At 50.0% G+C, this 14,357-nt stretch carries 8 protein-coding genes; 7 read left to right on the top strand and 1 reads right to left on the bottom strand.

Features of this window, described 5'->3' with window-relative positions; all coding sequences use genetic code 11:
- Nucleotide 1: 1 nt before the first annotated feature.
- The gene (locus tag KHQ79_RS08210; RefSeq protein WP_225514763.1) at nucleotides 2-604 is read right to left on the bottom strand and encodes a biotin transporter BioY; all 603 of its coding nucleotides are present in this window, start codon (nucleotides 602-604) and stop codon (nucleotides 2-4) included.
- A 102-nt stretch (nucleotides 605-706) separates the two neighbouring features.
- Here KHQ79_RS08210 and KHQ79_RS08215 point away from each other — a divergent pair, with 102 nt between their 5' ends.
- The 7 genes from KHQ79_RS08215 to dhbF all read left to right on the top strand — a co-directional run bounded on the left by KHQ79_RS08215 (nucleotide 707) and on the right by dhbF (nucleotide 14,356).
- Entirely contained in the window at nucleotides 707-1,303 is a 597-nt protein-coding gene (locus KHQ79_RS08215) for a sulfite oxidase-like oxidoreductase (protein WP_225514765.1), read from the top strand.
- Nucleotides 1,304-1,516: 213 nt separating this feature from the next.
- Nucleotides 1,517-2,386 carry a ferri-bacillibactin esterase BesA gene (besA, locus tag KHQ79_RS08220; protein ID WP_225514767.1) on the top strand — a complete coding sequence of 290 codons (870 nt, stop codon included), beginning with the start codon at nucleotides 1,517-1,519 and terminating at the stop codon, nucleotides 2,384-2,386.
- 192 nt (nucleotides 2,387-2,578) lie between these two features.
- Complete coding sequence (locus KHQ79_RS08225; protein WP_119914220.1) at nucleotides 2,579-3,364, top strand: 2,3-dihydro-2,3-dihydroxybenzoate dehydrogenase; 786 nt, start codon at nucleotides 2,579-2,581, stop codon at nucleotides 3,362-3,364.
- A 25-nt stretch (nucleotides 3,365-3,389) separates the two neighbouring features.
- Nucleotides 3,390-4,586: an isochorismate synthase DhbC gene (gene dhbC, locus KHQ79_RS08230; RefSeq protein ID WP_225514769.1), complete on the top strand. Its 1,197-nt coding sequence runs from the start codon at nucleotides 3,390-3,392 to the stop codon at nucleotides 4,584-4,586.
- A gap of 28 nt (nucleotides 4,587-4,614) precedes the next feature.
- A complete protein-coding gene (locus tag KHQ79_RS08235) occupies nucleotides 4,615-6,234 on the top strand; it encodes a (2,3-dihydroxybenzoyl)adenylate synthase (protein ID WP_225514771.1) in 1,620 nt (539 codons plus the stop codon).
- 27 nt (nucleotides 6,235-6,261) lie between these two features.
- Nucleotides 6,262-7,197 carry an isochorismatase gene (locus KHQ79_RS08240; RefSeq protein ID WP_133486178.1) on the top strand — a complete coding sequence of 312 codons (936 nt, stop codon included), beginning with the start codon at nucleotides 6,262-6,264 and terminating at the stop codon, nucleotides 7,195-7,197.
- A gap of 19 nt (nucleotides 7,198-7,216) precedes the next feature.
- A complete protein-coding gene (gene dhbF / locus KHQ79_RS08245; RefSeq protein WP_225514773.1) occupies nucleotides 7,217-14,356 on the top strand; it encodes a non-ribosomal peptide synthetase DhbF in 7,140 nt (2,379 codons plus the stop codon).
- Nucleotide 14,357 lies beyond the last annotated feature (1 nt).

A 14,357-nucleotide genomic window follows, 5' to 3' on the forward strand; every position in this document is an offset into this window, starting at 1 on the left:
TTTACGTGGACGATATGTGATTTCGGTTAAAGCCGGTTGCTTTATGAATAGAGCGGTAGATCGCAGGGGCGATAAACGCCAGAATCACAGCCAGCGCCGTGTCTTTTACCATAAACCAAGTCATAAATCCCCAAGCCGTACCATATCTCACCGGTGTATGAATCCAGAGATTCAGTGCAAGATACATATAAGTAGTCCCGATGATATACATGATGGCCGTTCCGATAAGAGAAGCAATCAGAAACCGGATTTTGCTTGGCTTAATTTTGCGTTCTAAGAACCATCCAGCTGCAAATGCTGCAGGGATGTATGAGATAATAAACCCGCCGCTTTTTCCCGCAAACGGTGCGAAGCCTGCTGAAAATTGAGCAAAAACAGGCGCTCCGGCCAATCCGACAAGTGCATATACAATCATGGCGATACCTGCTCGTTTGCTGCCGAGAAGCAAGGCTGCCAAGAGACAGAAAAACGGCTGCATCGACAGCGGAATGCCTGCTACTTGTAAAAAGGGTGCTACTGATGTAATGTTGGCGCCGACAGCCATAAGTGCGGCGAACATGCCGATCAGCGCCATATCTGCCGCACGAAGTTTATGTTGTTTCATAGTTGTTCCCCCTTAGGTTTACATACACAATCATAGAGTAATAAAGTACAAATGGATTGTCAACATAAATTGGAATGAGGTTAACAAAAAGGAGGGTTCTATATGTATTTCGGAAAAACAAAACAATCTGATCAATCTGGGAGAGTGCCGCCAAATCAAAACGTCACAACCTCATTTCCTGTGCTTCATACGGGAAATGTCCCGTATTACAAAGATATGGGCAATTGGAATCTGCAAGTATACGGATTGGTTGACCATCCGATGCTGCTAAGCTTTGAAGATGTTAAAGCCTTTCCTCAGTACGAATCGAAAAATGACATCCATTGCGTCACTGGCTGGTCAAGGCTTGATAATGTGTGGCAAGGCGTGCGGGCACGTGATATAGCGGAAAAAGCGGGTGTAAAAAAAGAAGCGGGCTACGTCATTTTACATGCGGAAGAGGGCTGGACGACCAATCTGCCGCTTGATGATTTTTTGGCAGAAACCTCACTTCTTGCTTATGCGCATCATGGCAAGCCTTTAACGCCTGAACACGGCTTCCCGCTGCGGGGCGTGTTTCCGCATCTGTATTTTTGGAAAAGTGCCAAGTGGCTGCGCGGCATCCAATTTACGAAAGAAAATCACCCCGGCTTTTGGGAGCAGAACGGCTATCACATGAGAGGCGATCCTTGGCAAAATCAAAGATTTACATGGGATTAAGGTTCTATTTTAAGCAGGACCATCTGCATCTTTTGTAGGTTTTTATTTCCATATCGATAGTCTTCAGGTACCTTATTTGATGAAGGTGCCTTTTTTATTCGGGGAAAAGTTGACTTTCTCTGGAAGAAAACCTATTATTTGAGTTGTCTAGTTGATAGTGAAAATCATTATCATACATTGCGGTTTAGTTTAAGGAGAGGAATGTCGTACTGCATGAATGAGAATACAACAGACCGGGTGAAAGGCGGGACACAAAACGCATTTACCATTCCTGGTACAGAAGTGCGTATGTTGTCTTCACGGAATGAAAACCGTGCCTATCAAATTTTTATCTCGAAGCCGAGTACGCCTCCGCCGCCCGCTGGTTATCCGGTTATTTATCTGCTGGATGCCAATTCTGTCTTCGGAACGATGGCGGAAGCCGTTCGAATACAGGGGCGCCGTCCTGAAAAAACCGGGGTGATCCCTGCTGTGATCGTCGGCATTGGCTATACGACGGCAGAGCCGTTCTCCTCAGCGCGCCACCGGGATTTTACTATGCCGACAGCTCAATCGAATCTTCCTGTAAGACCCGACGGCAAAGAATGGCCGGAGCATGGCGGAGCAGAGGGCTTTTTCAGATTTATTGAGGAGGATCTAAAACCGGAGATAGAACGAGATTACCAGATTGACAGAAACAGACAAACGATCTTTGGGCACTCGCTTGGCGGGCTGTTCGTGTTGCAGGTGCTGTTAACGAAGCCGGATGCGTTTCAAACGTATGTCGCGGGAAGTCCGTCGATTCATTGGAATAAACCATTTATTCTCGAGAAAGCGAACCATTTCGCCTCCCGCTTCAAGAAAAACAATCAGTCTATCAATATCCTGCTTGCAGCAGGAGAATTGGAACAGCATCATAAAAGCCGGATGAACGATAATGCGAGGGAGCTTTACGAGAGGCTGGCCGTTTTATCTGAACAAGGCATACGGGCAGAATTTTGCGAGTTTTCAGGAGAAGGACATATTTCGGTTCTTCCTGTTTTGGTCAGCCGGGCGCTGCGTTTTGCGCTTCACCCTGACGGACCGCATATTTCAATGGGCTGAGACATTCTCAGCCTTGGTTCTAAAAACGTCACTGAAATTATATTTGACTGTCACATGACATTTGGATATGATTATTTTTATAATTGATAATGATAATCATTATCAATTGATTGCGCTTTTTCTTTTCGAGGCGCAGCAGTCTTTTTCGCTGGATGTCCGTTCGGCATCTGAGTGAAGAAAGGAATTGATGATATGAATGCAATGGGTATAAAGGGCAAAATTGCTTTTATAACAGGAGCTGCCCAAGGAATAGGTGAAGCTGTTGCGCGGACGCTTGCCAGTCAAGGCGCACACATTGCGGCAGTTGATTATAATCCTGAAAAGCTGGAAAAGGTTGTGAGCAGCCTCAAAGCGGAAGGCTGCTATGCGGAAGCCTTTCCCGCGGATGTAAGAGACAGCGCAGCGATTGACGAGATCACGGCGCGCATCGAACGTGAAATGGGGCCGATCGATATTTTGGTGAATGTAGCGGGTGTCCTTCGCCCGGGACTGATCCATTCACTCAGCGATGAGGAATGGGAAGCCACGTTCTCAGTGAATTCGACCGGCGTTTTTAACGCCTCGCGTTCAGTCAGCAAATATATGATGGACCGAAGATCGGGTTCGATTGTAACGGTCGGATCGAATGCTGCGGGGGTGCCAAGGACATCTATGGCGGCATATGCCTCTTCAAAGGCAGCGGCAGTGATGTTTACGAAATGCCTTGGTCTTGAGCTTGCAGAATATAATATCCGCTGCAATATTGTATCTCCCGGATCAACGGAAACAGACATGCAGTGGTCATTATGGGCCGATGAAAATGGAGCGGAGCAAGTCATAAAAGGATCACTTGAGACATTTAAAACAGGGATCCCGCTCAAAAAACTGGCTCAGCCTTCAGATATTGCAAATGCCGTGCTCTTTTTGGTTTCTGGCCAGGCAGGGCATATTACGATGCATAATTTATGCGTAGATGGCGGCGCGACCTTAGGCGTGTAACTCAATTTAAAGGAGGTTCATGAGAATGTCGGAACAAAACGTTATATCACAAACAAAGGCGGAGCAATTGCTTCATGAGTATGAGCCGGGTGCTTTTTTCTTAGCTTCTCCTCATCGTGTACTGTTAGCGAAAGGAATTAGTGAAATCGTACCGGAGGCAGACGGGCAAAACCAAATAGAAACCCTTTCCGGCCGTATTGCAGAGACGCTGAATCAAGCAAAGCAATCGGGGCAAAGCCGTCCGCTTGTTGTCGGTGCCGTTCCTTTTGATCATGTAAAAGCAGCTCGGCTCGTTGTTCCTGAAGAAGTGCGCTGGTCAGGACCGCTTCAATTTGATCATGCGGAGAAGGAACAGCAGTCTGAGCATACATACCACATAGAGCCTGTTCCTGCCCCAGAGGATTATAAAAATGGTGTGGAACAAGGACTGGCACGCATTGCCGATGGGACACTCAGCAAGATCGTCCTGTCCAGATCGCTGCATTTGACATCGTCTGAACCGATTCAGACGGATGAACTGCTTCGCCATCTGGCGCAGCACAACACGCACGGCTACACGTTTGCCGCGGACGTGTCCAGCGAAGCGGAAACGTCTTCCCGCCGAACATTGCTCGGTGCAAGTCCGGAGCTTCTCGTTTCAAGAATGGGAACTCAGGTCGTTTCCAATCCATTAGCCGGCTCAAGGCCTCGCAGTGACGATCCTGCTGAAGACCAGCGCCGGGCAAATGAATTGCTTTCTTCCGCAAAGGATCTCCATGAGCATGCGGTTGTGGCTGACGCGGTTGCCGCAGCGCTGCGGCCTTTCTGCCGGACGCTGGATGTTCCAGAGAAGCCTTCACTGATCAAAACGGAGACGATGTGGCATCTGTCCAGCGTGATTAAGGGAGAGCTTTCCGATCCGTCCGTGACCGCACTGGAATTGGCGGCGGCGCTCCACCCGACGCCGGCCGTCTGCGGAACACCGACTGATCTTGCAAGAGAAGCGATTCTTAGCATTGAACCGTTTGACCGCGGGTTCTTTACCGGCATGGTCGGCTGGTGTGACGATGCTGGTGACGGAGAATGGGTCGTGACGATCCGTTGCGCAGAGGCAGGAGAACGCTCACTCCGCCTGTATGCCGGAGCCGGTGTTGTTGCTGGATCAAAAGCTGAGGACGAGCTTCAGGAGACATCCGCGAAGTTTCGGACAATGCTGCGGGCAATGGGCGTGAATCACATATGATCAGAATGAATTGCTGGAGGGATACAACATGCTGAATGGATTTACTCCTTGGCCTGATGAGTTAGCTGAGATATATCGGAAGAACGGCTGCTGGGCCGGCGAGACGTTTGGAGATTTGTTAAGGGATCGGGCTGCCAAACATGGCGACCGCATCGCAATTACTTGCGGAAACACCCATTGGAGCTATCAAGAGCTTGACACGAGGGTTGATCGTCTGGCTGCCGGATTTCAGAAGCTCGGCATTAAACAGATGGATCGTGTCGTGGTGCAGCTACCGAATATCGCAGAGTTTTTTGAAGTCATTTTCGCGCTTTTCCGTCTGGGGGCGCTCCCGGTCTTTGCACTGCCTTCTCATCGAAGCAGTGAAATTACATATTTTTGCGAATTTGCTGAAGCGGCTGCTTATATCATTCCCGACACCTATTCCGGTTTTGACTACCGTTCACTCGCCAGACAGGTACAAAGCAAGCTACCGTCTTTGAAACACGTCATTGTCGCAGGTGAGGCAGAGGAATTTCTGCCCCTGGAGGATTTGCATACAGAACCTGTAAAACTGCCTGAAGTCAAATCTTCAGATGTGGCGTTCCTTCAGCTTTCTGGAGGAAGCACCGGCTTATCAAAACTGATTCCGCGGACGCACGATGACTACATTTACAGCCTGAAGCTGAGTGCGGAGGTTTGCTGGCTCGACCACAGTACGGTGTACTTGGCAGCATTGCCGATGGCGCACAATTATCCGCTGAGCTCGCCTGGGGTTCTCGGCGTATTATACGCCGGAGGAAGAGTGGTGTTATCTCCTTCTCCAAGTCCTGATGACGCATTTCCTTTGATTGAACGGGAACAAGTCACAATTACCGCTCTTGTTCCGCCCCTTGCGATGGTATGGATGGACGCGGCCTCCTCACGCCATGACGATCTATCCAGCCTTCAAGTGCTGCAGGTCGGCGGCGCCAAGTTCAGTGCTGAAGCTGCGCGCAGGGTAAACGCTGTTTTCGGCTGCACGCTGCAGCAGGTGTTCGGAATGGCAGAGGGGCTCGTCAATTATACGAGATTGGATGACCCTGAAGAGGTCATTGTCAACACCCAAGGAAAACCGATGTCCCCATATGATGAAGTACGTGTTTGGGATGATCAGGATCGTGACGTAAAACCTGGTGAAACAGGACATCTGCTGACACGGGGACCGTATACGATTCGGGGTTACTATAAGGCAGAAGAGCATAACGCTGCTTCATTTACTGAGGATGGTTTTTACCGCACGGGTGATATCGTCAGACTGACATCAGACGGCTATATCGTCGTTGAAGGCCGGGCGAAGGATCAAATTAACCGCGGAGGAGAAAAAGTGGCGGCTGAAGAGGTGGAAAATCATCTGCTGGCGCATCCGGCTGTCCATGATGCCGCAATGGTCTCTATGCCTGACCAATTTCTTGGCGAAAGATCTTGTGTGTTCATTATTCCCCGGGATGAAGCCCCGAAAGCCGCAGAGCTCAAAGCGTTTTTGAGAGAGCGCGGACTGGCGGCATATAAAATCCCTGACCGGATTGAATTTGTCGAGTCATTCCCGCAGACAGGGGTAGGAAAAGTCAGCAAAAAAGCGCTCCGTGAAGCCATTTCCGAGAAGCTTCTTGCAGGATCAAAAAAATAAAACAACAATTTGAGAGGAAGTGTTCAAATGGCTATACCTGCCATTCAGCCGTATCAAATGCCGACAGCGTCTGATATGCCGCAAAACAAAGTCTCATGGGTGCCTGATCCAAATCGGGCGGTTCTATTAATACACGATATGCAAAACTATTTTGTCGATGCTTTCACAGCTGGAGCTTCTCCGGTAACAGAGCTTTCGGCGAATATACGTAAGCTGAAGGATCAATGTGCCCAGCTTGGAATACCTGTCGTCTATACTGCACAGCCTGGAAGTCAAAATCCGGCAGACCGGGCGCTGCTGACAGACTTTTGGGGTCCGGGATTAAACAGCGGCCCTTATGAGGAGAAAATTGTAACTGAACTGGCACCGGAAGATGATGATCTCGTGCTGACAAAATGGAGATACAGCGCGTTTAAGAGAACGAATCTGCTTGAGATTATGCGCAAAGAGGGACGTGATCAGCTGATCATTTCCGGAATTTACGCCCATATCGGCTGTCTCGTTACAGCATGTGAAGCATTTATGGAGGATATCGAAGCATTTTTTGTGGGAGATGCAGTTGCTGATTTTTCATTAGAAAAACATCAAATGGCGCTGGATTATGCAGCTGGGCGCTGTGCGTTTACCGTAATGACTGACAGCCTTCTCGACCAGCTGAAGCAGGTGCCTGCTGTTGCTCAGAAAACGTCAATGACTACTGGCAAAGAAGTGTTTACATGTGAGAATATCCGTAAACAAATTGCTGAGCTTCTTCAAGAAACGCCTGAAGACATTACAGATCAAGAGGATTTGCTCGACCGGGGGCTTGATTCGGTAAGGATCATGACATTAGTAGAACAATGGCGCCGTGAAGGAGCCGAGGTAACATTCGTGGAACTGGCTGAACGCCCGACGATCGAAGAATGGCAGAAATTGCTTACAACCCGTAGCCAGCAAGTGCTGCCAAACGCGGATTATCTATAAAAGGAGGGTAAACAAACGGATGCCTGATACAAAAGACCTTCAATATTCTTTGACCGGAGCGCAAACCGGCATATGGTTTGCTCAGCAGCTTGATCCGGACAATCCAATCTACAATACAGCGGAATATATAGAAATCAATGGACCAATCAATATTGCTCTATTTGAAGAAGCTTTGCGGCATGTGATAAAGGAAGCGGAATCGCTGCATGTCCGCTTCGGTGAAAATATGGACGGGCCTTGGCAGATGATAAACCCGTCTCCGGATGTACAGTTGCACGTCATTGACGTCAGCTCTAAGCCTGATCCGGAAAAAACAGCATTAGACTGGATGAAAGCAGATTTGGCAAAGCCCGTCGATTTAGGATATGACCCTTTGTTCAATGAAGCTTTGTTTATAGCCGGGCCTGATCGTTTCTTTTGGTATCAGCGCATTCACCATATTGCGATCGACGGCTTCGGTTTTTCCCTGATTGCTCAGCGTGTGGCAAGTACGTATGCCGCGCTTGTGAAAGGACAATCAGCTAAAGATCGTTCCTTTGGGTTTCTTCAGGCCATTTTGGAAGAGGATACAGATTATCGCGCATCAGAGCAGTATGAGAAGGATCGTCAATTCTGGCTGGACCGTTTTGCTGATGGACCTGAGGTTGTAAGTTTGGCAGACCGGGCGCCAAGAACATCTAACAGTTTTCTTCGTCATACGGCGTATCTGCCTCTATCTGATGTAAACGCGTTAAAAGAAGCGGCGCGCTATTTCTCAGGAAGCTGGCATGAAGTCGTGATTGCGGTGTCAGCTGTTTATGTGCACCGAATGACCGGCTCTGAGGATGTTGTGCTCGGTCTGCCCATGATGGGACGGATAGGGTCCGCATCACTGAATGTACCGGCTATGGTGATGAACCTTCTCCCGCTTCGGCTGTCTGTAAGCTCTTCGATGAGCTTTTCAGAACTTATTCAGCAAATTTCCCGGGAAATCCGCAGTATTCGGCGACATCATAAGTATCGCCATGAAGAGCTTCGGCGCGATCTGAAATTGATAGGAGAAAACCATAGATTATTTGGCCCTCAAATCAATCTCATGCCGTTTGATTACGGTCTCGACTTTGCCGGAGCCCGGGGCACGACGCATAATCTTTCAGCCGGTCCTGTTGATGATCTATCAATCAATGTATATGACAGAACGGACGGCAGCGGGCTGCGAATTGATGTAGACGCGAATCCTGAGGTATACAGCGAGTCTGATATTAAGCTTCATCAGCAGCGTATTTTGCAGCTGCTGCAAATGGCTTCAGCAGGGGAGGACATGCTGATTGGGCAAATGGAGCTCCTATTGCCAGAGGAGAAAAAACAAGTCATTAGTGAATGGAATGAGACGGCAAAACCTGAGAACCTGCTCAGCCTTCAGGACATGTTCGAGAAGCAGGCAGTTCTTACGCCAGAACGTATCGCTCTCATATGTGATGATGTTCAAGTAAACTATCAAGAGCTGAATGAAGAGGCAAACCGCCTCGCGCATCTGTTGATCGAAAAAGGCCTTGGTCCGGAGCAGTTTGTCGCTTTGGCGCTGCCGCGTTCTCCAGAGATGGTAGCTTCGATGCTTGCTGTACTGAAGACTGGTGCGGCGTATCTTCCGTTAGATCCGGAGTTTCCGGCCGACCGAATTTCCTACATGCTGGAGGATGCAAACCCATCATGCATCATAACGACTGAGGAAATAGCAGCCCGTCTGCCTGATGACCTGGCTGTTCCGCAGCTTGTGCTTGACCAGGCTGTTACACAGGAGGTTGTAAAACGCTATTCGCCTGACAATCCGAATGTATCGGTTTCTCTTGCCCATCCTGCGTACATCATCTATACCTCAGGATCAACAGGAAGACCGAAGGGTGTCGTTGTTACACTTAAAAGCTTAAGCAATTTCCTGCTGTCCATGCAGGAGGCATTTTCTCTAGGAGAAGAAGACAGGCTGTTGGCTGTGACGACTGTCGCTTTTGATATTTCAGCATTGGAGTTATATCTTCCGCTTATCAGCGGGGCGCAAATCGTGATCGCACAGAAAGAAACGATCCGTGAGCCACAGGCATTAGCTCAAATGATTGAATATTTCGATATCAATATCATGCAGGCGACACCGACACTGTGGCATGCCTTGGTGACGAATGAACCTGAGAAACTTCGGGGACTCAGAGTACTTGTCGGAGGCGAGGCGCTGCCGAGCGGACTTTTACAGGCGCTTCATGAGCTTCATTGTCCAGTCACGAATTTATACGGTCCGACTGAAACAACGATTTGGTCTGCAGCAGCTTTTCTTGAAGAAGGACTGAAGGGCGTTCCGCCAATTGGCAAACCGATTTGGAATACGCAGGTGTATGTGCTTGATAACGGTTTGCAGCCGGTGCCGCCGGGAGTTGTCGGTGAGCTTTATATTGCAGGAACCGGCTTGGCTAGAGGTTATTTCCGCCGCCCTGATTTAACGGCTGAGCGTTTTGTTGCAGATCCATACGGACCGCCGGGGGCTCGGATGTATCGGACCGGAGATCAGGCCCGCTGGCGCGCTGATGGGTCTTTGGATTATATCGGGCGGGCGGATCATCAGATCAAAATTCGCGGATTCCGAATTGAACTTGGAGAAATTGATGCCGTGCTTGCCAAGCATCCGGACATCGAACAGGCCGCGGTTGTCGTTCGGGAAGATCAGCCGGGAGACAAAAGATTGGTGGCATATGTAGTCGCTGCTTCAGCTATTGATACTGCCGAGCTTCGCCGTTATGTGGGTGCCAGTCTTCCTGATTATATGGTGCCGGCGACATTTGTAGAGATGGACGAACTGCCATTGACACCTAATGGCAAGCTCGATCGGAAAGCATTGCCGGCGCCTGATTTAAGCACATCTGTCAGCGATAGGGGACCGCGAACTCCTCAGGAAGAGATATTGTGTGACTTGTTTGCCGAGGTTCTCGGTTTGGCACGGGTCGGCATCGATGACAGTTTCTTCGAGCTGGGCGGTCACTCTCTTCTTGCAGCCCGTCTGATGAGCCGCATTCGCGAGGTAATGGGAGCCGAACTTGGTATTGCCAAGCTCTTTGACGAACCGACAGTAGCCGGACTCGCTGCCCATCTTGATCAGGCGCAGAGTGCACGTCCCGCATTGCAGAGAGCTGAGCGGCCTGAAAGAATTCCGCTATCTTTTGCTCAGCGCCGGCTATGGTTCCTCCATTGTCTTGAAGGGCCGAGCCCTACTTATAATATACCGGTAGCTGTCCGTCTGTCGGGTGAACTGGACCAAGGAGTGCTGCAAGCTGCACTATATGATCTCGTCTACCGCCATGAAAGCCTTCGGACGATCTTCCCTGAATCACAGGGGACATCCTATCAGCATATTTTAGACGCTGATCAAGCAAGGCCTGATTTACATGTTACTGAGATTACTGAGAAGGAGCTTTCTGAGCGGTTTGCTGAAGCCGTGCGTTACAGCTTTGATCTTGCAGCTGAACCTGCTTTTCGTGCCGAGCTATTTGTCATCGGGCCTGACGAGTACGTGCTTCTTCTCCTCGTGCATCATATTGTCGGGGACGGCTGGTCCTTAACGCCGCTGACCCGTGACCTTGGGGCGGCTTATGATGCTCGCTGTCACGGAAAAGCTCCCGAATGGGCGCCTCTTGCTGTGCAGTATGCAGACTATGCGCTTTGGCAGCAAGAACTGCTTGGGAGCGGGGATGATCCAAATAGTTTGATTGCCGGACAGCTTGCTTTCTGGAAAGAAACCTTGAAGAATCTGCCTGATCAGCTTGAACTGCCAACCGATTATTCACGTCCGGCTGAGCCGAGTCATGATGGGGATACGATACATTTCCGTATTGAGTCTGAGCTTCACAAGCGATTGCAGGAGCTGGCTCGCGCAAATAGGGTGAGCCTGTTTATGGTGCTTCAATCCGGTCTCGCCGCTTTATTGACAAGACTGGGAGCGGGCACTGACATTCCGATCGGCAGTCCGATCGCGGGTCGGAATGATGATGCGCTAGGCGATCTTGTGGGGCTGTTTATCAATACATTGGTGCTCAGAACCGATACGTCTGGTGATCCAAGCTTCCGTGAGCTTCTTGACAGAGTGCGGGAAGTGAATCTGGCAGCCTATGAAAATCAAGATCTGCCGTTTGAGAGACTTGTAGAGGTGCTCAATCCGGCTCGGTCACGGGCGACGCATCCTTTATTCCAAATCATGCTTGCGTTCCAAAACACACCAGACGCTGAACTGCATCTTCCTGACATGGAAAGCAGCCTGCGGATCCACAGTGTCGGTTCTGCCAAGTTTGATTTGACGCTGGAAATCAGTGAAAACCGTCTTGCTGACGGGACACCAAACGGATTGGAAGGACTGCTAGAATACAGCACTGATCTTTTCAAGCGGGAAACTGCTCAGGCTCTTGCTGACCGTCTGATGCGCCTGCTGGAGGCTGCTGAGTCTGATCCTGACCAGCAAATCGGAAATCTGGACATCCTTGCACCGGAGGAGCGCAGCAACATGGCGACAGATTGGCAAAATGTTTCTGAAAAGATTCCGCACGCAAGTTTGCCGGAGCAGTTTGAGAAGCAGGCTGCTTTAAGCCCTGATGCCATTGCCGTTGTTTACGAAGATCAGTCACTGAGCTATGCAGAGCTGAATGAAAGAGCAAATCGGCTTGCCCGAATGCTGATCAGCGAAGGCGTCGGTCCAGAGCAATTTGTGGCCTTGGCACTGCCTCGGTCATTGGAAATGGCTGTCGGGCTATTAGCGGTGCTGAAAGCCGGCGCGGCTTATCTGCCACTCGATCCGGACTATCCGGCTGACCGAATCGCTTTTATGCTGGAAGATGCGCAGCCTGCGTTTATCATGACGAACACAAAAGCTGCAGAACACATTCCGCCAGCGGAAAACGTGCCGAAAATCGTGCTGGATGATCCCGAACTGTCAGAGAAACTAAACACATACCCTGCTGAGAATCCGAATAATGCGGATAGAATTCAGCCGCTTTCTCCTTTGAATACGGCGTATGTCATTTATACATCCGGTTCAACGGGTGTTCCAAAAGGTGTGATGATTCCTCACCAAAACGTAACACGTTTATTTGCAGCAACTGATCACTGGTTCCATTTCAGCTCAGACGATATTTGGACCATGTTCCATTCCTATGCGTTTGACTTTTCTGTGTGGGAGATTTGGGGTCCTCTGCTGCATGGCGGACGTCTTGTCATCGTGCCTCATCACGTCAGCAGATCGCCAGAAGCGTTTCTGCGCCTGCTGGTAAAAGAGGGTGTAACCGTTCTGAATCAGACACCGTCCGCTTTCTATCAGTTTATGCAGGCGGAACGGGAGCAGCCGGATCTCGGACAGGCGCTCAGCCTTCGCTGTGTCATTTTTGGCGGAGAAGCGCTTGAACTCAGCCGTCTAGAGGATTGGTATAACCGCCATCCTGAAAATAGACCGCAGCTGATCAATATGTATGGCATTACAGAAACGACGGTTCATGTGAGTTATATCGAATTAGACCGAAGCATTGCAGCTTTACGGGCAAACAGCTTGATCGGCTGCGGCATTCCGGATCTTGGCGTATATGTGCTGGATGAGCGCTTGCAGCCGGTCCCGCCGGGTGTTGCCGGAGAGCTGTATGTATCAGGAGCTGGGTTGGCACGAGGCTATTTAGGCCGGGCTGGATTAACAGCAGAACGCTTCATAGCTGATCCGTTCGGTCCTCCGGGCACTCGGATGTATCGCACTGGGGATGTGGCCCGCCTCCGCGCTGACGGCTCTCTCGACTATGTTGGCCGTGCCGATCACCAAGTGAAAATTCGGGGCTTCCGGATTGAACTGGGAGAAATTGAAGCCGCGCTCGTTCAGCATTCGCAGCTTGAAGATGCGGCAGTAATCGTGCGTGAGGACCAGCCGGGAGATAAACGTTTGGCAGCTTATGTCATACCTTCTTCAGAAGAAACGTTTGATACGGCGGAACTGCGCAAATATGCTGCTGAGAGACTGCCGGATTACATGGTGCCTTCTGCCTTTGTGATGATGAAAGAATTGCCGCTGACACCGAACGGAAAGCTTGACCGTAAAGCGCTGCCTGCTCCGGATTTCGCAGCTGCAGTAACAGGACGCGGACCGAGAACGCCGCAGGAAGAAATCCTCTGTGACCTGTTTATGGAGGTGCTTCACTTGCCGCGTGTCGGCATTGATGACCGTTTCTTTGATTTAGGCGGACATTCCTTGCTTGCTGTTCAGCTGATGAGCCGTATTCGTGAAGCGCTCGGCGTTGAACTCAGCATCGGCAACCTATTCGAAGCGCCGACTGTGGCCGGGCTTGCTGAAAGACTTGAGATGGGTTCAAGCCAAAGCGCACTCGACGTTCTGCTGCCGCTCCGAACAAGCGGAGACAAGCTTCCTTTATTCTGTGTACATCCGGCAGGCGGACTCAGCTGGTGCTATGCTGGTTTGATGACCAATTTAGGAACAGATTATCCGATCTACGGCTTGCAAGCACGCGGAATCGGACAGCGGGATGAGCTTCCAAAAACACTTGACGACATGGCTGCCGATTACATTGAACAAATCAGAACAATCCAGCCGAAAGGCCCGTATCATTTGCTAGGCTGGTCCCTAGGCGGGAATGTCGTTCAAGCGATGGCCACCCAGCTGCAACATCAAGGAGAAGAAGTATCCCTATTGGTGATGCTGGACGCCTATCCGAACCACTTCCTTCCTATAAAAGAGGCGCCGGATGATGAGGAAGCGCTTATTGCCCTTCTGGCTTTAGGCGGGTACGACCCGGACAGCTTAGGGGACAAACCGCTTGATTTTGAAACAGCGATCGAGATTCTTCGCCGTGACGGCAGCGCGCTTGCGAGCCTGGATGAATCGGTCATTTTAAATCTGAAGAATACGTATGTCAATTCTGTCGGTATTTTAGGCTCATATAAGCCGAAACCCTTCCGTGGAAATGTCTTGTTTTTCAGATCAACAATCATTCCAGAATGGTTTGATCCGATTGAACCTGATTCGTGGAAGCCTTATATTCACGGACAAATTGAACAAATCGACATCGACTGCCGTCATAAAGATCTTTGTCAGCCGGAACCGCTTGCTCAAATCGGCAAGGTTCTCGCTGTCAAACTGGAAGAGATGAATAAATAAG

This window comes from Bacillus sp. TSO22 (assembly GCF_020223595.1).
In the GTDB taxonomy this organism is placed as follows: domain Bacteria; phylum Bacillota; class Bacilli; order Bacillales; family Bacillaceae; genus Bacillus; species Bacillus inaquosorum.